20 protein-coding genes are annotated in these 22,697 nt (G+C 58.4%); all 20 read right to left on the bottom strand.

Annotated elements, in window-relative coordinates; genetic code table 11:
- Nucleotides 1-63 precede the first annotated feature (63 nt).
- On the bottom strand, nt 64-675 hold the full coding sequence (hisB, locus tag VE934_RS05160; protein WP_324885006.1) for an imidazoleglycerol-phosphate dehydratase HisB: 612 nt from the start codon (nt 673-675) through the stop codon (nt 64-66).
- Nucleotides 672-1,748, bottom strand: a complete 1,077-nt coding sequence (hisC, locus tag VE934_RS05155; RefSeq protein ID WP_324885004.1) for a histidinol-phosphate transaminase — start codon at nt 1,746-1,748, stop codon at nt 672-674. Before hisC ends, hisB begins: the two co-directional genes overlap by 4 nt.
- On the bottom strand, nt 1,745-3,115 hold the full coding sequence (hisD, locus tag VE934_RS05150; RefSeq protein ID WP_324885003.1) for a histidinol dehydrogenase: 1,371 nt from the start codon (nt 3,113-3,115) through the stop codon (nt 1,745-1,747). Before hisD ends, hisC begins: the two co-directional genes overlap by 4 nt.
- A gap of 7 nt (nt 3,116-3,122) precedes the next feature.
- On the bottom strand, nt 3,123-3,767 hold the full coding sequence (gene hisG / locus VE934_RS05145) for an ATP phosphoribosyltransferase (protein WP_324885001.1): 645 nt from the start codon (nt 3,765-3,767) through the stop codon (nt 3,123-3,125).
- A 28-nt stretch (nt 3,768-3,795) separates the two neighbouring features.
- Nucleotides 3,796-5,082, bottom strand: a complete 1,287-nt coding sequence (murA, locus tag VE934_RS05140; protein WP_324884999.1) for a UDP-N-acetylglucosamine 1-carboxyvinyltransferase — start codon at nt 5,080-5,082, stop codon at nt 3,796-3,798.
- Between the two features lie 4 nt (nt 5,083-5,086).
- Entirely contained in the window at nt 5,087-5,332 is a 246-nt protein-coding gene (locus tag VE934_RS05135) for a BolA family protein (RefSeq protein ID WP_324884997.1), read from the bottom strand.
- 110 nt (nt 5,333-5,442) lie between these two features.
- On the bottom strand, nt 5,443-6,198 hold the full coding sequence (locus tag VE934_RS05130; RefSeq protein ID WP_324884995.1) for an ABC transporter permease: 756 nt from the start codon (nt 6,196-6,198) through the stop codon (nt 5,443-5,445).
- On the bottom strand, nt 6,195-7,136 hold the full coding sequence (locus VE934_RS05125) for an ABC transporter ATP-binding protein (RefSeq protein ID WP_324884993.1): 942 nt from the start codon (nt 7,134-7,136) through the stop codon (nt 6,195-6,197). Before VE934_RS05125 ends, VE934_RS05130 begins: the two co-directional genes overlap by 4 nt.
- 77 nt (nt 7,137-7,213) lie before the next feature.
- Nucleotides 7,214-7,486, bottom strand: a complete 273-nt coding sequence (locus VE934_RS05120; RefSeq protein WP_324884991.1) for an STAS domain-containing protein — start codon at nt 7,484-7,486, stop codon at nt 7,214-7,216.
- Between the two features lie 10 nt (nt 7,487-7,496).
- Nucleotides 7,497-8,129 (bottom strand): ABC transporter substrate-binding protein, encoded by a 633-nt coding sequence (locus VE934_RS05115; RefSeq protein ID WP_324884989.1) that lies wholly within the window; start codon nt 8,127-8,129, stop codon nt 7,497-7,499.
- A gap of 140 nt (nt 8,130-8,269) precedes the next feature.
- A complete protein-coding gene (locus tag VE934_RS05110) occupies nt 8,270-9,046 on the bottom strand; it encodes an MlaA family lipoprotein (protein WP_414693815.1) in 777 nt (258 codons plus the stop codon).
- The gene (gene mlaD / locus VE934_RS05105) at nt 9,043-9,549 is read right to left on the bottom strand and encodes an outer membrane lipid asymmetry maintenance protein MlaD (RefSeq protein WP_324884985.1); all 507 of its coding nucleotides are present in this window, start codon (nt 9,547-9,549) and stop codon (nt 9,043-9,045) included. The genes VE934_RS05110 and mlaD overlap by 4 nt, the downstream gene beginning before the upstream one ends.
- 97 nt (nt 9,550-9,646) lie before the next feature.
- Nucleotides 9,647-10,441: a lipid asymmetry maintenance ABC transporter permease subunit MlaE gene (gene mlaE / locus VE934_RS05100; RefSeq protein WP_324884983.1), complete on the bottom strand. Its 795-nt coding sequence runs from the start codon at nt 10,439-10,441 to the stop codon at nt 9,647-9,649.
- On the bottom strand, nt 10,438-11,280 hold the full coding sequence (locus VE934_RS05095) for an ABC transporter ATP-binding protein (protein WP_324884981.1): 843 nt from the start codon (nt 11,278-11,280) through the stop codon (nt 10,438-10,440). The genes mlaE and VE934_RS05095 overlap by 4 nt, the downstream gene beginning before the upstream one ends.
- Nucleotides 11,281-11,497: 217 nt before the next feature.
- The gene (locus VE934_RS05090; RefSeq protein WP_324884980.1) at nt 11,498-12,976 is read right to left on the bottom strand and encodes a glutamate synthase subunit beta; all 1,479 of its coding nucleotides are present in this window, start codon (nt 12,974-12,976) and stop codon (nt 11,498-11,500) included.
- 24 nt (nt 12,977-13,000) lie between these two features.
- On the bottom strand, nt 13,001-17,797 hold the full coding sequence (locus VE934_RS05085; protein ID WP_324884978.1) for a glutamate synthase-related protein: 4,797 nt from the start codon (nt 17,795-17,797) through the stop codon (nt 13,001-13,003).
- Between the two features lie 215 nt (nt 17,798-18,012).
- Nucleotides 18,013-18,705: a transposase gene (locus tag VE934_RS05080; protein ID WP_324884976.1), complete on the bottom strand. Its 693-nt coding sequence runs from the start codon at nt 18,703-18,705 to the stop codon at nt 18,013-18,015.
- Nucleotides 18,706-18,815: 110 nt separating this feature from the next.
- Nucleotides 18,816-19,967 carry an ABC transporter substrate-binding protein gene (locus tag VE934_RS05075; RefSeq protein ID WP_324884975.1) on the bottom strand — a complete coding sequence of 384 codons (1,152 nt, stop codon included), beginning with the start codon at nt 19,965-19,967 and terminating at the stop codon, nt 18,816-18,818.
- Between the two features lie 237 nt (nt 19,968-20,204).
- Nucleotides 20,205-21,419, bottom strand: coding sequence for a deoxyguanosinetriphosphate triphosphohydrolase (locus VE934_RS05070; protein WP_324884973.1), 1,215 nt, complete (start codon nt 21,417-21,419; stop codon nt 20,205-20,207).
- A 74-nt stretch (nt 21,420-21,493) separates the two neighbouring features.
- Nucleotides 21,494-22,627 carry a 3-dehydroquinate synthase gene (aroB, locus tag VE934_RS05065; RefSeq protein WP_324884971.1) on the bottom strand — a complete coding sequence of 378 codons (1,134 nt, stop codon included), beginning with the start codon at nt 22,625-22,627 and terminating at the stop codon, nt 21,494-21,496.
- Nucleotides 22,628-22,697: the final 70 nt, after the last annotated feature.

The raw sequence follows: 22,697 nt of genomic DNA, 5'->3' as shown, positions 1-22,697 counted from the left end.
CGCAGCGCATGGGCAAATGGCCAAAAAAGCATCAAGCCCCTGCTCAAACCCGGGTGCAGGCATCTACAGGGAGCCTTTTGTCGACGGAATCACGCCCACAGAGCGGGGATCGATTTCCAGCGCCATGCGCAATGCACGGGCAAAGGCCTTGAACACGGTTTCGGCCTGGTGGTGGGCGTTGTCGCCCTTGAGGTTGTCGATGTGCAAGGTCACAAACGCGTGGTTTACAAAACCCTGAAAAAATTCATAGGCCAGCTGGCTGTCAAATGTGCCAATCATGCCGCTCTTGAAGGGCACATGCATCTCCAGCCCGGGCCGGCCCGAAAAATCAACCACCACGCGTGACAGCGCTTCGTCCAGCGGCACATAGGCGTGGCCGTAGCGGCGCAGGCCTTTTTTGTCGCCGATGGCCTGAGCCACGGCCTGCCCAAGGGTGATGCCCACGTCTTCCACGGTGTGATGGCCGTCGATGTGCAGGTCGCCCTTGGCCTGGATGTCCAGATCGATCAGGCCATGGCGGGCAATCTGGTCCAGCATGTGGTCAAAAAAGCCAATGCCGGTGGACAGATTGGCCTTGCCGGAACCGTCCAGGTTGAGCTTGACGGTGATCTGGGTCTCGGCCGTGTTGCGCGAAACTTCGGCGGTTCGCGGAGCCAGGGTGGTGGGGGTAGTCATAGTGATTCTTTTAGTGCAGCCAGCATTTGCAGGTTTTCGTCAGCGGTGCCAACGGTGAGGCGCAAACAATTGGCCAGCAATGGATGCATTTTAGAAACGTTTTTGATGAGCACGCCGCGCGAACGCATGCCCTCAAAGGTTTTGGCTGCGTCGGACACCCTCACCAGGATCATGTTGGCGTCGCTTTTCCAGGTTTTGACACCCGTCATGCCGCCAAGCGCTTCAAAAACAATAGCACGCTGCGCCCGCAGCTCCTGGGCTTGCCCCGCAAAAACATCTGAGTGTTCGAGCGCAAACAGCGCGCACTCGTAGTTGAGCACACTGATGTTGTAGGGCGGGCGCACCTTGTCCACCTCGGCAATCAGCGCCTTCGGCCCGATCATGTAGCCCAGGCGCACGCCAGCCAGGCCGAACTTGCTCATGGTGCGCATCAGCAGCACATGACCGTGTCTGGCGATACGGTCGATATAGCTCTTGCTGGAAAACGGTTGGTAGGCTTCGTCAAAAACCACCAGGCCGGGTGCCGCCTCAACAATTTTCTCGATCACCGCGTCGTCCCACAGATTGGCGGTCGGATTGTTGGGGTAAGCAATGTAGATTATGGAGGGCTGATGCTCGGCAATGGCTGCCAGCATGGCGGCTTCGTCGAGCTCGAAATCCGCCGTCAAAGGCACACCGATGAACTTCAGGCCCTGCAACTGTGCACTCATGCCGTACATCACAAAGCCGGGCAGTGGCGACAGGATGGACGCATTTGGTACATCACAGGCCATGGCCAACAGCGAAATCAACTCATCCGAGCCGTTACCAAGCATGATGTCAAAGCCTTCAGGCATCTGCGCGTAATCAGCCAACGCCTTGCGCAAGTCATTGACACGACCGTCGGGGTAACGGTTCAGGGCCACAGCGCCGAGCCGCTGCCCCAGATGGGCTTGCAAGGCAGCGGGCAAGCGGTGCGGATTTTCCATCGCGTCGAGCTTCACCATGCCGACCGAATCCTGAATCGCGTAGGCGTGCATGGACTGCACGTCTTGCCGGATCAGCTTCTTGAGATCACGTTCGCCTGCGCTCATTTTTTCATTCTCATTTCTGCAGCCTGGGCATGCGCCTGCAGGCCTTCGCCATACGCCAGTTCTGCCGCAATCTTGCCCAGCGTCTGCGCCCCGGCCTCGCTCACCTCGATGATGCTGCTGCGCTTCTGAAAGTCGTACACACCCAGCGGGCTGGAAAAACGCGCCGTGCCGCTGGTGGGCAACACGTGATTCGGGCCGGCGCAGTAGTCACCCAGCGATTCACTGGTGTAGGCACCGAGAAAAATGGCACCGGCATGCACAAGCAGCGGCTCCCAGCGATGCGGGTCGCGGCTGGAAACTTCCAGATGCTCGGGCGCAATGCGGTTGCTGATGGCGCAGGCCTCTTCCATGCTGCGGGTGTGGATCAGCGCCCCGCGGCCATTGAGTGACTTGGCGATGATCTCCGCACGCGGCATGGACGGCAGCAGGCGGTTGATGGCTTCCTGAACAGCGTCAATGTACGCGGCATCCGGGCACAACAAAATGCTTTGCGCCAGTTCGTCATGCTCGGCTTGACTGAACAAGTCCATGGCCACCCAGTCGGGTGGCGTGGTGCCATCAGCGAGCACCAGTATTTCGCTCGGGCCGGCAATCATGTCGATCCCAACCGAGCCAAAAACGCGCTTCTTGGCGCTGGCCACATAGGCGTTGCCAGGGCCGGTGATTTTGTCGACCTTGGGCACGGTTTGCGTGCCGAAAGCCAGCGCAGCCACGGCCTGCGCGCCTCCGATGGTGAATGCACGTGTGACGCCGGCCACGTAGGCTGCAGCCAACACAAGCTCATTGCGCTCGCCTTTGCTGGAGGCCGCCTGCTCACCCGAACCACCCGTGGCGACGCTGCCGCGCACAGGCGTGGGCACCACCATGATGATTTCTTTCACCCCGGCCACGTGGGCTGGGATGGCGTTCATCAACAGGCTGGAGGGGTAGGCAGCCTTGCCGCCGGGAACGTAAATGCCCACGCGATCCAGGGGCGTGACTTTTTGGCCCAGCAGGGTGCCGTCTTCGTCGCGGTAGCTCCAGCTTTCGCCGGATGCCTTCTTCTGCGCCTCGTGGTAGGTGCGCACCCGCACCGCAGCCGCCTGCAGGGCCTCGCGCTGGGCAGCGGGAATGGCATCGAACGCGGCCTTGAAATCTGCCTGCGTCAATTCCAACCCCGCCATCGCAGCGGCTGACAAGCCATCAAACCGCGCGGTGTACTCCAGCACCGCGGCGTCCCCTCGCTTTTGCACGTCGGCCAGGATGTCGGCCACGCGCTGCTCGATCGCCGCGTCAGTATCCGCAGCCCAATGCAGCCGGGCTTGAAACTCTGCCTCAAAAGTGCTGCTGGCCGTTGAAATCCGGGCGGGCGTAGCTACAAACTTCATAGCATCCTCAGGCGGACTTGCCAATGGCTGAGGCAAAAGCGTCGATTATGTTGCGCAAAGGCGCCTGCTTGAGCTTGAGCGCCACCTGATTCACCACAAGGTGAGAGCTGATGTCCATGATGCGTTCGACCTCGACCAGCTGGTTTGCCTTGAGTGTGTTGCCGCTGCTGACCAAGTCGACGATCGCGTCGGCCAGGCCAGTCAGGGGCGCCAGCTCCATGCTGCCGTACAGCTTGATCAGGTCCATGTGCACGCCCTTGGTGGCGAAGAAATCACGCGCAATGCTGACGAACTTGGTGGCGACTTTCAGGCGTGAGCCCTGCTTGACTGCCGCTTCGTAGTCAAAGCCGGCCCGCACCGCCACACTCATGCGGCACTTGGCAATTTGCAGGTCCAGCGGCTGGTACAGCCCCTGGCCACCATGCTCGATCAGCGTGTCCTTGCCCGTCACACCAATGTCGGCGCCGCCGTACTGCACATAGGTCGGCACATCGGTGGCGCGTACCAACACCACACGCACATCAGCACGGTTGGTTGACAGGATGAGCTTGCGCGATTTTTCCGGGTCTTCGAGCACCTCGATACCGGCGGCTTCGAGCAGCGGCAGGGTTTCGTCGAAGATGCGTCCCTTGGACAAAGCAAGCGTGATCACGATTGCAACTCCCGGCTGACGAGGGTCATCATGATTTGATCCGTTCGATATCCGCACCAATCGCTCTGAGCTTGGCTTCCATCTGGTCATAGCCGCGGTCCAGGTGATAAATGCGTTCGATCGTTGTTTCACCTTCGGCGACCAAGCCGGCAATCACCAGGCTGGCGGAAGCCCGCAAGTCGGTTGCCATCACAGTCGCACCAGAGAGTTTTTCAACCCCCTCCATAACCGCAAACTTCCCGTCAATTTCTATCTTTGCACCCAGGCGAACCATTTCGTTAACGTGCATAAACCGGTTCTCAAAAATCGTTTCGGTCACTTTGGCCGATCCCTCGGCAATTGAATTGAGCGCCATGAACTGGGCCTGCATGTCGGTCGGGAACCCGGGATATTCCGTGGTGCGAAATGACTGGGCCTGCATGCGGCCGTTGGCCGCGATACGAATAAAACCGCTTCCCGAGGTAATAATGGCGCCCGCAGCAATCAGCAGTTCGATGACGGCGTCCAGGTGATCGGCGCGGCCGTGGCGCAGCACCACTTCACCACCTGTGGCTGCAACCGCGCAGAGAAACGTACCTGTTTCAATCCGGTCTGCCACCACCTGATGTGTGCAGCCATGCAAACTCTCCACACCCTGGATACGGATGCGCGCGGTGCCATGACCTTCAATCTTTGCACCCATCTTGATCAGCATTTCAGCCAGGTCACCGATTTCAGGCTCTTGCGCGGCGTTTTCCAGGATGGTTTCGCCTTCGGCAAGGCAGGCAGCCATCATGAAGTTTTCGGTGCCGGTGACGGTCACCATGTCTGTCGTGATGCTGCAACCCTTCAGCCGCCCACGCTTGCCGTCTGGCCCCTGGGGCAGCTTTGCGATCATGTAGCCGTGCTCGACCACAATCTCCGCCCCCATGGCCTGCATACCCTTGATGTGCTGATCAACAGGGCGCGAGCCGATGGCGCATCCGCCAGGCAGCGACACAGTTGCCTCGCCAAACCGCGCCAACAAGGGTCCCAACGCCAGCACCGAAGCGCGCATGGTTTTCACCAGCTCATACGGCGCTTCGGGTGAGCTTAGTGACCCGGCGTTGATGTGCACCGTCCCTGGCGTGGTTGCGCTGCGGTCCGCAGTCACACCCATGTTGCGGATCAACTTGAGCATGGTGCTCACGTCTTGCAGGCCCGGTACATTTTCGAGCGTGACCGGGTCGGCGGTCAGCAAAGCGGCGCACAACTCAGGTAGAGCCGCATTTTTTGCACCTGAAATGTCAACGGTCCCGTTGAGCGGTTTGCCGCCCTTGATGCGAAGTTTGTCCATGTTCTTATTGTGCTTGGTTGACGGCCCATTCGGCCGGTGTGAATGTTTTCATGGACAGTGCGTGCACCTCGTCCGTATGCATGCGCCCGCCCAGCGTCGCGTACACACGTTGATGCCGCTGAATCAGTCGCTGCCCCTCAAAAAGCGAGGAGACGATGGTGGCATACCAGTGCCGGCCATCGCCGGTGAGCTCGATGTGTTCGCAGGGCAGGCCAGAGGCAATGATGGTTTGGAGTTCTTCGCTGGTCATATTTTTAAAGCGTGGGGGCCATGCAATTTCCCGCAGGGCCGCCCCAAGGAAAATGAGCCCCCTCGGGGGGCAGCGTATTACACAAAGTGAAAAGCGTGGGGGCCATATGTTCAGTGCCTGATTTTGTAGCCAATACGAAGCAAGTTCACGGCTAGGCCGCTGATCAACAACAAGGCCCCACCCACAATCGCCAAGCTAAGCCACGGCGACACATCGCTGACGCCGAAAAAGCCATACCTGAAGCCGTCGATCATGTAGAAAAACGGGTTGAAGCGGCTGATGGTCTGCCAGAACGGCGGCAAAGAGTGAATGGAGTAGAAAACCCCGCTCAGAAAAGTCATGGGCATGATGACAAAGTTCTGGAACGCTGCCATCTGGTCGAATTTTTCTGACCACAGCCCGGCAATCAGTCCCAACGCACCCAGAAGGCCCGCTCCGAGCACTGCGAACACCACAATCCACACCGGCGCCTCAAACGCGGGCTGACCAAAATAGACGGTGACCGCGAACACGCCGACGCCCACAAGCAATCCACGCGCAACCGACGAGCCCACATAAGCAAAAAACCAGTGCCAGTGCGACAAGGGGCTGAGCAGCACAAACACCAGGCTACCCATGATCTTGCTCTGGATGAGGGAAGAAGAGCTGTTTGCAAACGCGTTTTGCAACACGCTCATCATCACGAGGCCGGGCACCAGAAAAGCCGTGTAGCTGACCGTGCCGTAAACCTTGACCTGGTCTTGCAGGACATGGCCAAAAATCAGCATGTACATAACGGCGGTCAGGATGGGCGCCCCCACCGTCTGGAAACCAACTTTCCAGAAGCGCAGGACTTCCTTGTAGAAGAGCGTCTGCCAGCCAGTCATGCCTGAACTCCTGGTACTGTCCCGATTTTTTCGGCCATTACTTCCAGGAAAACGTCTTCAAGATCGGCTTTGCGGATTTCCACGTCCTCGGCGACCAACCCTGCTTCACGGATCGCGCTGAGGTACTGCTCGATCTCATGTGCGTTGTGGGCAGGTAGCTGGACAATTCGGCCTGTAATCCGGGCTTTGTCCGCTATCGCTTTGGGAAGTTCGCTATCAATTTTGAAGCGGAGGACATTCGATGAGGCTGCCTTGAGCAGTTCCGATGTTTGCGCCAGGGCGACCATTTTTCCCTGCTTGAGCATGGCGATGCGGCTGCACAATGCCTCGGCTTCTTCGAGGTAATGGGTGGTGAGCAGCACAGTGCTGCCCTGCTTGTTCAGGCGCGCAATAAATTGCCACAGAGTTTGACGCAATTCGACGTCTACCCCGGCCGTGGGTTCATCCAGCACAATGACCTGGGGTTTGTGCACCAGCGCCTGTGCCACCAGCACGCGGCGCTTCATGCCGCCAGACAACTGCCGCATGTTGGCATGCGCCTTGTCACTCAAACCCAGACTGGCCAGCAGCTCGTCAATCCAGTCGTCATTGTTTTTGACGCCGAAATACCCTGACTGGATACGCAGCGCCTCGCGCACTGTAAAAAAGGGGTCAAAAACCAGTTCCTGAGGGACCACGCCGAGTTTGCGGCGCGCAGTGGCGTAGTCGTCCCTCACATCGCTGCCATGGACCAGCACACGACCGCTGCTGGCGCGCGTGAGTCCCGCCAAAATGCTGATCAGGGTGGTTTTTCCGGCCCCGTTGGGCCCGAGCAAGCCGAAAAACTCTCCCGGCTGAATGTCAAAACTCACTTCATCGAGTGCCTTGACGCCTGCATCGGAGGGGCCGCGCTTGCTATGGTATTTTTTGGAAACGGACTGGAAGGAAATAGCAGGCATGAGCCCGCTATTTTAAGGGGTCAAGCTGTGGCTCGCCCGCAAGGCGCCATAGAAGGACTTTGCGTCCATCGCAGCGATCAGGCGTTTGCGGGCAATAAAGGCTCTATGCCGTACATTCCAGCCAGTTGCCGCAGGCGTCCGTGAAGGTTTTTCACCGCGAAGGCCTTGCCCCTGGCCAAAACTTCCCGCCGACAAGCCAGCAACACTGCCAACGCGGACGAGTCGAAGTTTATGAGTGAACTTGCATCCACCACCACCGTACCGTCAGGCTCCCCGGCAATGGCCTCCTGGAGCGCCAGCATCGCTGGCGCTGCGAGGTTATGCGTGAGATCACCGGGCAACAGAACCATGGCTAAATTCTCAGGACTTCTTCTCGACGTTGGACTTGTTGCGCTGGGCCAGTGCGGCGATCAGCCCATCTACGCCCTTGGCTGAGATTTCCTGCGCGAACTGGGTGCGATATGTTTCGACCAGCCAGATGCCCAGCACGTTGAGATCATAGATTTTCCAGCCAGTGGGCGTTTTTTCCATCCGGTAGTCGAGCTGGATCGGGTCGCCACGACCAATGATCTCCGTACGCACTTGCACCTCTGTGTCTGCAGGCGATGCGCGCAGCGGTTTGACATTCACGGTCTGGTCTTTCACCTGGGACAAGGCTCCGGAATAGGTTCGCACCAGCAAAGTCTTGAATTCGTCCTGCAAGCGCTTTTGCTGCTCCGGCGTTGCCTGGCGCCAGTTACGGCCTACGGCAGCGGCCGTCATGCGGGTGAAGTTCACGTGGGGCATGACCTTGCCGTCCACCAGTGCAATGATCTTCGTCGCGTCACCAGACTGGATGGACTTGTCAGCCTTGATGCTGTCGAGGACTTCACTCGATGTGCGCTTGATCAGCGCATCAGGCGCTTCATCAGCCGCGCGCACGGTAAAACTGGTGGCCAGCAGTGCCAGTGTCAGCGAGGCGCCTACAACATGGCTAAAAATTCGACGGTTCATGATTTTCCTTCAGAGGGGTACAAATGCCTGCCATCGGTGCATGCAATACACATACCGGCGGAAGACATTCATTGGACGACAGTTTTACGCCTCAGTTCACCTCGCCGGGTGAAGTTTTCGGCGGGTCTTGTAAATGTTCTTTACTTGGCGGGGGGGGTTGCCGGCGCTTCGGGTAGGTCGTAGCGCTCCTCGGCCTCAGGTTTGTCGCCTTTAGCAATGCTATTGCCGTTGGCATCCAGTACGGCACCCCGCCGCTGCAAGTACGAATCCCGGGTAAAACTGTACTTGTCCAGAGCCGCCTGTTCCAGTACATCGCCGGCTCGCAGCACGGTCGCCCGCTGGTCAACACCGCGAAGAACGGCGAGAGAATTGCGGGTTCGGATATGGTCCAGTTGCATCACCAAATCGCCCTTGGCGTCCACTACCAGCGCGGAGGCATCGCGAACAGTTGACGGACCCAAAATCGGCAATACGAGGTAAGGACCGGTTTCTACCCCCCAACGACCCAGCGTTTTTCCAAAATCCTGGCGATTTCGCTCAAGCCCCATTTCGCTTGCCACATCCAGCACCCCACCCATACCAAAAAGGGTGTTGACGCCTACGCGCATCAAGCTCTCATTCGCTTCCAGCGGCTTGAGCTGGAACACGCTGTTAAAAAACGACCAGACATCCGACAGGTTTCCGAAAAAGTTGTTGACACCCGTACGCACAGGAGACGGAACTACGCCCTGGTAAGCCTTGGCCACCGGCTTGACGATGGCCTCATCCAACCCGTCATTGAATCGGGACACGCTTCGGTTGAATGGTTCAAAAGGATCCCGGGGGTTGGGCCCCGTTGCGCATCCTTGCAACATGGCAAGGACCAGCAAGCCGGCCCACAGGCCGGACCGTTTCATTGAGATACTTGTTGTTTTCATTTCTTGTCGCTCGTTCCTGCCGGTGGGGCAGTCGTGGGGGCTGCCGTCGTATCCGCCGCTTTGCTATATAAAAATTGGCTGATAAGGTTTTCCAGCACCACGGCCGATTGTGTCTGCTTGATCACATCGCCCGCCGCCAGATTTTTCTCGTCAGCTCCGGCTTCAACACCGATATATTGCTCGCCCAGCAGACCGCTCGTGAGTATTTTTAGCGAGCTGTCCTTTGGAAACAAATAGCGGCTTTCCATTGCCAGATTAACACTTGCTTGGTAACTTTTGTCATCAAAGGTAATATTTTCTACCCTGCCAACCACAACCCCTGCGCTTTTGACGGCTGCGCGGGGTTTTAAACCCCCAATATTGTCAAATTTCGCGATGACGGGATAAGAAGTTGCGAAATTCAAGCTCAGCAAATTGGCGGACTTCAGGGCCAGAAACAGAACCGCAGCGGCACCAGCCAGCACAAAAAGGCCAACCCAGAGGTCATTTTTAGAGCGTTGCATGTGGATTCCCAGGACGACACCGGCCTGAACGAACGCCGGCCAGTGTGTAAGCAGCTAATTTTCGCATTGAAAAGGAGGATATTTTTCGTGACATAAATCACACGCTAAACATGAGGGCTGTGAGAACAAAGTCCAGCGCAAGGACGGCCAACGAGGCGAGCACGACTGTACGGGTGGTGGCGCGAGCCACACCTTCCGGCGTCGCCTGTGCCTCAAAACCCTGAAACAGGGCAACAAAAGTCACGGTAACGCCAAACACAAAGCTTTTCACGACGCCGTTGCCGACGTCCCGCCAGACGTCCACACCGGACTGCATCTGGCTCCAGAAAGCGCCGGCGTCGACGCCAATCATGAGGACGCCGACAACCCAGCCCCCGATGATGCCCACCGCACTGAAAACCGCAGCCAGCAGGGGCATGGCAATCACACCGCCCCAGAATCGGGGAGCAAGAATGCGGCGCACGGGATCAACCGCCATCATTTCCATGGCCGAGAGTTGCTCGCCGGCTTTCATAAGGCCAATTTCCGCTGTCAGGGCGGTACCGGCCCGACCGGCAAACAACAGTGCGGTGACTACCGGGCCCAACTCACGGACCAGACTCAGGGCTACCAGCAAACCCAGCGCCTCGGACGAGCCATAACGCTGCAGCGCGTAGTAGCTTTGCAGACCCAGCACAAAACCGACAAACAGCCCGGACACGGTGATGATGGCCAGGGAATAGTTGCCCAGAAAGAAAATCTGGTCGCGGATCAGACCAAAACGACGAAAAGCGGGCCCGGTTAACGCCAGAAGTCGAAACATCAGACGGGCGCCATAACCCATCTCCGCAAGTTTGCTGCGCGTGGCAAATCCGAGGTCTGACACCAGATCTCCGAGTGCAAATTTGCTCATAACCGCCGCCCTTTGCCGCCATGCTGTTGTCCGAAATCATCCGCAACAGCAGGACCGGGGTAATGAAACTCCACCGGCCCTTCCGCAAGGGCATTGACGAACTGGTGCACCAGCGGATCGGTGGAGTGACGCACCTCATCAGGCGTACCCTGCGCAGCAATGCCGCCATTGGCCAGGATGACGACCTTGTCGGCAATCCGGAAGGTTTCCTCCAGATCATGCGACACCACGATGCTGGTGATGCCCAGGGTGTCGTTGAGCTGGCGTATCAGTTTCGCGGCAGTGCCGAGAGATATCGGGTCCAGCCCGGCAAACGGCTCGTCATACATGATGAGTTCCGGGTCCAGAACAATCGCGCGGGCCAAAGCCACGCGCCTGGCCATGCCCCCTGAAATTTCACTGGGCATCAGCGCCTGCGCGCCGCGCAGCCCGACCGCGTTGAGCTTCATCAAAACGATGTCGCGGATCAATTCTTCGTTCAGAGTGGTGTGTTCGCGCAAAGGGAAAGCGACGTTGTCAAACACACTCAAATCGGTAAACAGGGCGCCGAACTGAAAGAGCATACCCATACGCCGGCGCGCCGCATACATGGCGTTCAGGTCAAACCGGGAGACATCTTGTCCGTCAAACAGAACCTCGCCGCTTCCGGTTTTCTGCTGGCCGCCAATGAGCCGCAACACCGTGGTTTTTCCGCCGCCGGAAGCCCCCATCAAGGCGGTGACCTTGCCACGCGGCACGGACAGGGTGACCTTGTTCAAAATCACGCGATCGCCTCTGGCACCTGGGTAGGCGAAGGTCACATCTTTGAATTCAACAAGGGAGGGCGCGCGATCAGGCATGGGGAGAAAGAAAAAAGCCGGCCGAGAATGCCGACTTTGATTGCAATTGCCCAATGATAAGGGGTTTGCCTGAGACGCGTGGGTTCTGCCCCCCGCAAGGCAACAAACCGCCTGATTTCCGACGTTTAAATGCAAAAAGGCCAGTTAGCCCATTCAGTACGGGCGCAACTAGCTATGATTTATATAGCAACCATCGGATGTCTCGATGCTTCGCGCGTTAGCGAGGCAGGTCGCTGTAGCCCATCAGAAACTCGTCCACAGACCGCGCCGCTTGACGACCCTCACGAATCGCCCAGACGACGAGAGACTGGCCGCGGCGGATATCACCTGCTGCGAAGACTTTGGGCACGTTGGTTGCATAACCGCCGATGAAGTCGGTTGTTGCCTTGGCGTTACCCCGGGCGTCCTTGTCGATTCCAAAAGCTTCCAGTACTGCGGAAACGGGCGACACAAAACCCATGGCCAGCAACACCAGATCGGCCTTGAGGGTCTGCTCCGAGCCGGCGACCTCCTGCATCTTGCCGTCTTTCCATTCGACACGCACTGTCTTCAAGCCCGTGACCTTGCCGCCCTCGCCCATCAGCTCTTTGGTGGAGATTGCAAATTCGCGCTCGCAACCCTCTTCGTGCGAGGATGATGTGCGCAGCTTGATGGGCCAGTAAGGCCAGGTCATCGGGCGGTTTTCTTCTTCGGGGGGCTGCGGCATCAGCTCAAACTGCGTGACGCTGGCTGCGCCGTGGCGGTTGCTGGTGCCCACACAGTCGGAGCCGGTGTCGCCCCCGCCGATGACGATCACGTGTTTGCCGTCTGCGCGCAACTGGTTCTTGAGCTTGTCGCCGGCATTGACCTTGTTTTGTTGTGGCAAAAATTCCATGGCGAAATGGATGCCGGCAAGGTCACGGCCGGGCACCGGCAAGTCACGCGACTGCTCGGCTCCGCCGGTCAGCAGCACAGCGTCGAAGTCTTTTTGCAGTTGCTCAGGCGTGATGGTTTCCTTGGCCCAATTCGTGACTTTGGAATCCTTGCCAAGCGCGTCTTTGGAGGCACCAACCATGACGCCAGTGCGGAAGGTCACCCCTTCGGCCTCCATCTGCTGGACCCGGCGATCGATATGTATCTTCTCCATCTTGAAGTCTGGAATTCCATAGCGCAACAGGCCGCCCACGCGGTCGTTTTTCTCAAACAGGGTCACATCGTGACCGACGCGGGCCAGCTGCTGGGCAGCCGCCATGCCGGCCGGGCCCGAGCCGACCACCGCTACTTTTTTGCCGGTCTTGTGCTGCGGCGGTTGCGGCTTGACCCAGCCCTCAGCCCAAGCACGATCGATGATGGCGTGTTCGATGGACTTGATGCCCACCGCTTCGTCATTGACGTTCAGTGTGCAGGCTGCCTCACACGGCGCTGGGCAAATGCGGCCGGTAAACTCCGGAAAATTGTTGGTGCTGTGCAGCGTGTCGATGGCGCTTTTCCAGTCAGCGCGAAACACCATGTCGTTGAAGTCCGGAATGATGTTGTTGACCGGGCAGCCGCTGTTGCAAAACGGCGTGCCGCAGTCCATGCAGCGGGCGGCCTGCTTGTTGGCCTGCGCATCGTCAAGGCCGATGACAAACTCTTTGTAATTTTTCAGGCGCTCGGGCACGGGCTTGTAGCCCTCCTCTATGCGCTCGTATTCCATGAAACCGGTGACTTTTCCCATGAGGCTACTCCAGATACTTCTTGTTTAAGCTGCGGCTTTGGCTGCTTTTGCGCCAGCCGCCTTGCCTGCCGTTTTAGCAGGGGTGCCAATGGCCAATTTCTTCGCAGCCATCTCACCTAGCGCACGCTTGTATTCCATCGGGAACACCTTGACGAACTTGCCGCGCGCGTCCGCCCAGTTGTCCAGCAACTCACGGGCGCGCTTGCTGCCGGTCCAGCGGTTGTGGTCTTCCAGCAGCTTCTTGAGTTGCGCCTCGTCGGTCTTGCCGCCGTGCCAGAGTCCGTGCTCGGCTCCCGCCTCTTGCTGCGCAGCCGGCTGGACATTCTCAAGCGACACCATGGCTGTGTTGCAGCGTTTTCCGAACTGGCCGTCTTCGTCATAAACATAAGCCACGCCGCCACTCATGCCCGCCGCAAAATTCCGGCCGGTTTTGCCAAGCACCACAACCGTGCCGCCGGTCATGTACTCGCAACCATGGTCGCCTGTGCCTTCGACGACTGCCGTAGCGCCCGACAGGCGCACCGCAAATCGCTCGCCGGCGACACCGCTGAAGAAGGCCTCGCCCGTTGTGGCGCCGTAAAGCACGGTATTGCCCACGATGGTGTTTTTCACAGCCTCACCGCGGAAATCGATGCTCGGTCGTACCACAATACGACCACCTGACAAGCCCTTGCCCGTGTAGTCATTGGCGTCGCCAATCAGGTACATGGTGATGCCTTTGGCCAGGAAAGCGCCAAACGATTGCCCGCCCGTGCCTTCAAGCTGGATGCGCAAGGTGTCGTCTGGCAAACCTTCTGGATGACGCCGCGTCAGTTCGCCCGACAACATGGCACCCACGGTTCGGTTGACGTTGCGAGCCACTTCGATGAACTGGACTTTTTCGCCTTTTTCCAGCGCGGCTTTGGATTTTTCGATCAGGCGCACATCCAGCGCTTTCTCCAGCGCATGGTCCTGCTCCATGACATGCAACCGAGCCACATCCGCGGGCACATTCGGCTGATAAAACAGACGACCGAAATCAAGACCGCTGGCTTTCCAGTGCTCAATACCTTTTTGCGTGTCCAGCAGATCAGCGCGACCAATCAATTCATCAAACTTCCGCACGCCCAGTTGAGCCATGAGTTGACGGGCTTCTTCGGCCACGAAGAAGAAATAGTTGACGACATGTTCTGGCTTGCCGCTGAATTTCTGACGCAGCACCGGGTCTTGTGTTGCCACGCCCACCGGGCAAGTGTTGAGGTGGCATTTGCGCATCATGATGCAGCCTTCAACCACCAGCGGCGCAGTGGCAAAGCCGAACTCGTCCGCGCCCAGCAGTGCGCCGATCACAACGTCACGGCCGGTTTTCATCTGACCGTCGGCTTGCACGCGAATGCGGCCGCGCAGGCGATTGAGCACGAGGGTCTGCTGGGTTTCGGCCAGGCCGATCTCCCACGGCGAGCCTGCATGCTTGATCGACGACCAGGGCGAAGCGCCCGTGCCGCCGTCATGCCCGGCAATCACCACGTGGTCTGACTTGGCTTTCGCCACACCGGCAGCAATGGTGCCGACGCCGACCTCGCTGACCAGCTTGACGCTGATGCTGGCGCGCGGGTTCACGTTTTTCAGATCGTGAATCAGTTGCGCCAGATCCTCGATCGAATAAATATCGTGGTGCGGAGGCGGGGAAATCAGCCCCACGCCGGGGACGGAATAACGCAGCTGACCGATGTACTCGCTGACCTTGCCCCCAGGTAGCTGACCGCCTTCGCCTGGCTTGGCACCTTGCGCCATCTTGATCTGAATCTGGTCTGCCGACACCAGGTATTCGGCGGTAACGCCAAAACGCCCCGAAGCCACCTGCTTGATGCGGGAACGCAGCGAATCACCGTCCTGCAGCGGCAAATCGACCTCGACCACGCCTTCGCCGATCACGCTCTTGAGGGTTTCGCCCTGCCTGATCGGGATGCCCTTGAGTTCCTGGCGATAGCGGTTCGGATCTTCCCCGCCTTCACCCGTATTGCTCTTGCCGCCAATGCGGTTCATGGCAACGGCCAACGTGGCGTGTGCCTCTGTGCTGATGGAGCCCAACGACATGGCGCCGGTTGCAAAGCGTTTGACAATTTCCTTGGCCGACTCGACTTCATCAATCGGGATGGCTTTGGACGGATCAATTTTGAACTCGAACAGACCACGCAGCGTCATGTGGCGGCGGTTCTGGTCGTTGATCAGCTGCGCATATTCTTTATAGGTGTTCCAGTTGTTGGCACGTGTGGAATGCTGCAGCTTGGCAATCGCGTCAGGCGTCCACATGTGGTCTTCACCACGTACGCGCCAGGCGTATTCGCCGCCGGCGTCCAGCATGTGGGCCAGCACCGGGTCGCCGCTGAACGCGGCCTTGTGCATTCGCAAGGCCTCTTCGGCGATTTCGAACACGCCCATGCCTTCGACCTGGCTGGCAGTACCGGTGAAAAACTTGTCGATGGTCGCGCGGTTCAGGCCAATCGCCTCGAACAGCTGGGCGCCACAGTAGCTCATGTAGGTGGAGACACCCATCTTGGACATGATCTTGGACAGGCCCTTGCCGACCGCCTTGATGTAGTTGTAGACAGCCTTGTCGGTGCTCAAGTCACCCGGCAGGTTTTTCGACAGCTCGGCCAACGTTTCCATGGCGAGGTAGGGATGAACAGCTTCAGCGCCATAACCTGCCAACACGGCAAAGTGATGCACCTCGCGCGCCGAGCCTGTTTCAACCACAAGCCCCGCCGTGGTGCGCAGGCCTTCCTTCACGAGATGCTGGTGAACAGCCGACAGTGCCAGGAGCGCCGGAATGGCGATTTGTGTGGGGCTGATGGCACGGTCACTGACGATCAGGATGTTCTTGCCGCTCTTGATCGCGTCAACGGCTTCAGCACACAACGAAGCCAGTTTGGCCTCCACGCCTTCATGACCCCAGGACAAGGGGTAAGTGATGTCCAGCGTGTAGCTTCTGAACTTGCCCTGGGTGTGGGTCTCGATGTCCTGCAGCTTGAGCATGTCGGCAACCGTGAGCACCGGCTGACTGACCTCCAGCCGCATGGGCGGGTTGACCTGGTTGATGTCCAGCAAATTGGGTTTGGGCCCGATAAAGGACACCAGCGACATCACAATCGCCTCGCGAATCGGGTCGATGGGCGGGTTGGTCACCTGGGCAAACAACTGCTTGAAGTAGTTGTAAAGCGACTTGTTTTTGTTGGACAGCACAGCCAGCGGGCTGTCGTTACCCATGGAGCCAGTGCCCTCCTCGCCGTTAACAGCCATCGGCGACATCAAGAACTTGATGTCTTCCTGGGTGTAGCCAAAGGCCTGCTGGCGGTCCAGCAGCGAAGGCGATTCGGTCAGGCCCGAGCTGGAAGACGAGGTAGCGCTTGCTTCGTCCGAACCCATCTTCTGCCCATCGGTCGGTGCGGGCACGGTAGCGGCCCGCACATCGTCGAGGCGAATGCGCAGGTTTTCAATCCACTGTTTGTAGGGCTTGCTGTGGGCGAGCGTCGCCTTGATCTCTTCGTCATCCACCATGCGGCCTTGCTCCAGATCGATCAGGAACATCTTGCCGGGTTGCAGGCGCCACTTGCGCACGATTTTGTTTTCAGGGATTGGCAGTACCCCGGACTCAGACGCCATGATGACCAGATCGTCATCCGTCACGCAGTAGCGCGAGGGGCGCAGGCCATTGCGGTCCAGCGTTGCGCCAATCTGGCGGCCATCGGTGAACACAATGGAAGCCGGACCGTCCCATGGCTCCAGCATGGCGGCGTGGTACTCATAAAACGCCTTCCGACGCTCATCCATGGTGGTGTGCTGCTCCCACGGTTCGGGAATCATCATCATCACCGCCTGGCTGATCGGGTAGCCGGCCATGGTCAGCAGTTCGAGGCAGTTGTCGAATGTTGCGGTGTCGGACTGGTCTGCAAAACTGATCGGGTACAACTTTTGCAGATCAGCACCGAGCACTGGCGAAGACATCACGCCTTCGCGCGCTTTCATCCAGTTGTAGTTGCCTTTGACCGTGTTGATCTCGCCATTGTGAGCGACATAACGATAGGGGTGAGCCAAGGGCCACTCGGGAAAGGTGTTCGTCGAAAAGCGCTGGTGGACCAAGCCCAGGGCGGACACGCAACGCGGGTCAGTCAGGTCCATGTAGTAAGTGCCGACCTGGTCAGCCAGCAGCAAACCTTTGTACACCACGGTACGGCTGGACATGCTGGGCACGTAATACTCTTTGCTGTGCGTGAGCTTCAATCGCTGGATCGCGGCGCTGGCCGTCTTGCGGATCACATATAGCTTGCGCTCCAGTGCGTCCTGAACGATCACATCATTGCCACGACCAATAAAAATCTGGCGCAGGATGGGTTCTTTTGTGCGCACTGTCGGCGACATCGGCATGTCGCGGTTCACCGGCACATCGCGCCAGCCCAGCAAAACTTGCCCTTCGACACGGACTGCGCGCTCGAGAGCCTGCTCGCAGGCCAGCCGCGAGGCGTGCTCTTTCGGCAAGAAAACCATGCCGACACCGTACTCTCCGGGAGGAGGAAGGCTGACGCCCTGCTTGGCCATTTCTTCGCGATACAGCGCGTCGGGCAGCTGGATCAGGATGCCCGCGCCGTCGCCCATCAATTTATCCGCGCCAACTGCGCCGCGGTGATCTAGGTTTTCGAGAATCTTCAAGCCCTGCTGCACGATGGCGTGGCTTTTGTGACCTTTGATATGGGCGACAAAACCAACGCCGCAAGCGTCATGCTCATTGGCGGGGCTGTACAAGCCGTTTTGTTCGAAATGTTTGATTTCAGCAGCCGTGGTCATGGCGCACTCCTGGTCAGAGGCAGAACATCACCCACTGCTCTGCCAAGTTTCATTTTTGTCGCGGGGACATCGAGCATAAAACAGTGCAACAACAATGCCAAGAAAACTAAATGGGGTCAGATTCCAATTAATTGAACGTAACTCCAGCGTTGATTAAATTAGGGACATGTTGAATCCGATTGAATCATCCAATATGTAGCTCACGCACAAGCTATCTAAGGCCGTTTACCGATCGGTCGACCTGGCCGTACTTCGGCGACGCGGCGAGTGGTATGTTTTTGCAGCTCAGCCACAAAATCGTCACTACCCAATGCCCAGCCACTCATGACCGACTCTGTCAGCGTCTTTTGCAGGGTGGCTGACACCCCGCCATTCACCATTTCGGCGTAGGCCGCTTCACGCGCGAAGGGCGTGTTTCCCAGCGTCCAATAGAGCGGATGCGGCGTCACCAGCTTGTCGGTGCGCAAGCCGATGTAACTGCAGTGACTGGACCAGGAATACTCACGCGCCTCGGCAACAAGGCCCGCCCTTACAGGATTCAGATCCAGATAAGCCATGCAGGCGAGCAGGTAGGTTTCCGTCTGGATAAGAGTCGAGCGATAACGCCCTTCCCACAGGGTACCCGTGCGGGCCTGGGAGTCGTTGAAATAGCGGACATAGCGCCGGCCGACGGCCTGCATCAGCCGGGGCACAGAATCCGCAGCCTCGGGCGTAAGCAAAAGATGAAAGTGGTTGCTCATGAGCACATAAGCATGCAGGGCCACGCCGAATTTTCGGGTGTTTTCTTCCAGCAACCCCAGAAGCAGCTGATAGTCCGCCGTGGTTGCGAAAATGGCCTGCCGATTGTTTCCACGCTGAATCACATGGTGCGGATAGCCGGGAAGTGTCAGTCGGGGTAAGCGAGCCATGAGTTACGCCTGGAAGGCGGCCCATGATATATGGAATCCGACCCCAATTTCATGTCAGGGGGCAAGACGCGGACGGTGTTGCATCCCGTCCCGCTTACCAGGTGAAAGCGTCAGCGAACCACCTTGCCGTCAGGCGTGATGGTGACCAGGTCAATCAGCCGCACCGATTCGTACTTCTTGGCACGCAAATTCACGCGGAAGCCGCCGACGTCGTAGTCCGTCATGGATTCAAACGCTTTTTGCAGGCCGGACCGATCGACCCTACCGCCGCCTGCTGCACTGCGGCGGACGCCTTCCGCAAAAGTTCGCGCCGCGATATAGCCTTCGACACTTTCGTAGCTCGGGCTCTGATCGGTCAAGTTCACAGCATCAAGGTATTCCTTGATGATGGGAGTGCCCGCGCTTCGTGGCGAAGGGACGACCTGGGAGATCACCACGCCGCCGATTTCCTTGCCCAAGGCAGTGAACAGTGGATCGATCCCGACCACTGAAAAGTTCAGAAACTGCCCTGCAAAGCCTGTTTTACGCATCGCCCGAATGAAGGCGGCTGAAGTATTGAACAGGCTAACCTGAATAATTGCCTGCGGCTGGGCTTTGACCAGCGTTGCGACGGCAGCATCGACCTTGGCGCTGTTCACGGGCGCAAACGCACTGGCAACGATGGGAGGACGCTTGAGGTCTACAAGCGCCTGATTAACGGCGGCCAGGCCGGCACGACCCATGGCGTCATCCTCGGCGAAGACAGCAATGCGGTCCTGATTGAGCGTCGCGCAATGTCGCGCCATTTTGTAAGCCTCGTCAGCAAGAGCGGGACGGACGTGGAATACATTGCTCAGGGCTGCATCGCGGAGCGTATCGGACGCAGCAAAGGGGGCGAAGAATAGAGTATTGCTGGCTTTGGCGGCGGCAAATGCAGCATCGCAACTGGCCGTGCCGACAAAACCAAACAGTGCATCCACACCCTCGTCCACCAATTGCTTGGCGTTTGCGGCAGCTTTGGTTGGGTTGTAGCCATCGTCCAGCGCCTTCACCTCGATCTTGTGACCGGCCGCACCATTTTTGGCGTTGATCGCATCAAAGTACAGCTTGGCCCCGTTGAGATAGGCAAGACCGATCTGGTCGGCAGCTCCAGTCAGAGGAACGGATTGCCCAACGACCAGTTTGCGCGGACCTTTGGCCGCCTGGGCAAATACCGCGGGATTGGCGAGGACGGCTGCTGTCGTCAATCCGCTGGCCAGAATTTCACGTCGATTTAGTTTCATGACACACCTCTTGAAGATTCACATGCGTCAAGCACGATTAATGCCTGCACTGCAGGATTCATCATTCGTAACAAATTGAACGCCTGACTGCAGAATAGTCCTTGCGGGTCAAAAATGCTAGGCCAGTAAATGCTAACGCGTCATAAGGCTATGCAACCGGCAACCGGCAACTAGCAGGGTAAACCCCACATCCCAGCACTGCGACCTCCCTAATCGAGAGACGTACCGAGCTGCGGCTTACAGAGGAAATACCACCCGTCCGTGCAATCGTTCGTGCTCTTTGGAGGCGAACCGGTCCGTCATGCCGGCGATATAGTCCGCCACAACACGCTCGGGTTTGGGAAGGCGGTCCGGGCTGGTGCCCGACTCGATTTCGAACCTGTCGAAACGGGCGGTATGCGCCTCGGGCATTTGCGCAGGGTCAGCCATGTAAGCTGCGAAGAGATCGCGAACGATTTGTTGAGCGGTTTGCGTTGTTTCTGCCACTTGCGGGTGGCGATAAAGGTTCTGAAGGAGGAATTTCTTCAGACGTGCGGATCTGGCGGCCATGTCAGCGCTGAACCCCACGAGCGGCCGGCAATGCCGGACTGCCTCGACACTGCGAGGAGCCGCATCACGGACGGATTCGCGTGTTGCTTCCATCACATCGTAGACCTGCGCACTCAACATGCGGCGTATGGCCTCAAACAACAGCCGCCGGCTGGGAAGACCGGGGTGCTGAGCGAGCGCCTCGCGTCGGTAGTAATCAAACAAATCGACCTCTTCCAGCTGGTCCAGCGTCAACAGGCCAGAGCGAACGCCGTCGTCGATATCGTGCGCGTTGTAGGCAATCTCATCTGCCAGATTGGTCAACTGGGCTTCGAGGCTGGGCTGGGTGGCCACTGCTGAAGTTGCAGGACCCGCCGATGCCAGGAAGCGTCGCGCCACGCCGCCTGGTTCCATCGCCTCAATACGCCGGGCGTTGCGACGCGAACAATGCTTGAGAATGCCCTCGCGCGTCTCGAATGACAGGTTCAGGCCATCGAACTCCGGGTAGCGCTCCTCCAGCATGTCCACCACCCGCAAGCTCTGCAGGTTGTGCTCGAAGCCAGCGCTATCCGGGTTGTGAGCTTTCAGACAACTGTTCAATGCATCCTGCCCGGCATGACCGAACGGCGTGTGGCCCAAGTCGTGTGCCAAGGCGATGGCTTCGACCAGGTCTTCGTTCAAATTCAACGTTCTGGCTATGGAACGGCCAAGCTGGGCAACCTCAAGCGAGTGTGTCAGGCGCGTCCGGAACAAATCTCCTTCGTGGTTCAGGAAGACTTGGGTCTTGTACACCAAACGCCGAAACGCAGTGGAGTGAACAATCCGGTCGCGATCCCGTTGAAAAGCAGAACGGGTCGGCGCAGGCACTTCGGGATGGCGTCGACCGCGCGATTGAGACGGGTCGCAAGCGTAGGAGGCGAGCATGTTCAAGTCTTAGGCATCAAATCGCCTTCTCGCCCTTTTATGACGGGCAAAGTTAGCTATTGTTTTTATAGCAATCACAGGCTGCCAGCTTGACCGCAACATGCGTCAATCACGCTGCGCACCATCGCGTCGGGCGCGCTACGCACAGAAGCTCGGCCCGGCAAATCAATCACTACAAACTTGATTTCACCAGCCTCTGCCTTTTTGTCGACGCGCATCAGGTCCAGGTAGCGACCCGCGTTGTCGGAAGTCGACAGAATGGGGCCCACGACCGGAAGGCCGGCGCGCCCAATCAAGGTGCGAAGCCGGACAACAAAGTTAGCATCAACCAGACCCAGGGCCTGCGACAGGCGGGCAGCCATCACCATGCCACAACCCACACCTTCGCCATGCAACCATTCGCCATAGCCCAGGCCCGACTCAATGGCATGCCCAAAGGTGTGCCCGAAATTCAGAATAGCCCGTAGCCCCGCCTCCCGTTCGTCCTCACCAACGACCGCGGCTTTGATTTCACAGCTGCGACGGACGGCATGCGCCAGCGCGGCGCGATCACGCCGCAACAAAGCGTCAATATTCGCCTCGATCCAATCGAGAAAGCCCATGTCTGCGATGGGCCCGTACTTGATGATTTCCGCGAGCCCGGCGCTCAACTCACGCGGCGGCAAGGTTGTGAGGACATCCAGATCACAGATGACCCGCTGCGGTTGATAAAACGCCCCCACCATGTTTTTCCCAAGAGGGTGGTTGATAGCCGTCTTGCCACCCACTGATGAGTCCACCTGAGCCAGCAAGGTGGTGGGTACCTGCACAAACGGGACCCCGCGCATGTAACAAGCGGCGGCGAAACCCGTCATATCGCCAACCACGCCTCCTCCAAGCGCGAAGAGCACGGTTTTGCGGTCGCAGCCGTTTTCAAGCAATGCGTCAAAGATCAATTGAAGATTGAGCCAGTCCTTGTGCACCTCGCCGTCGGGGAGGTTGACGAGCAACACCCGTTGGTAGTGCTTCTTCAGCGACTCCTGTAGCAGCGCAGCATAAAGAGGCGCTACCGTTAGGTTGGACACAATCAATGCGGTGTGAGCGGATGCAAGTCCGTCAAAAGTTGCTGGGTTGGCCAACAGGCCGCTACCGATAGAGATGGGATAGCTACGGTCACCAAGGGAAATGAATACCTGCTGAAGGTTCGTTGAGAGGGATGTTGGTTGCATGCTCCCAAGTGTAGAGGCTACGCTCTTTGCAGCATGTTGGCCAGCCACACGCACCTCGCAGTGCGGCCTT

This window comes from Polaromonas sp., from assembly GCF_035638815.1.
GTDB lineage: Bacteria > Pseudomonadota > Gammaproteobacteria > Burkholderiales > Burkholderiaceae_C > Polaromonas.
This window is presented reverse-complemented; position numbering and strand designations above follow the sequence as displayed.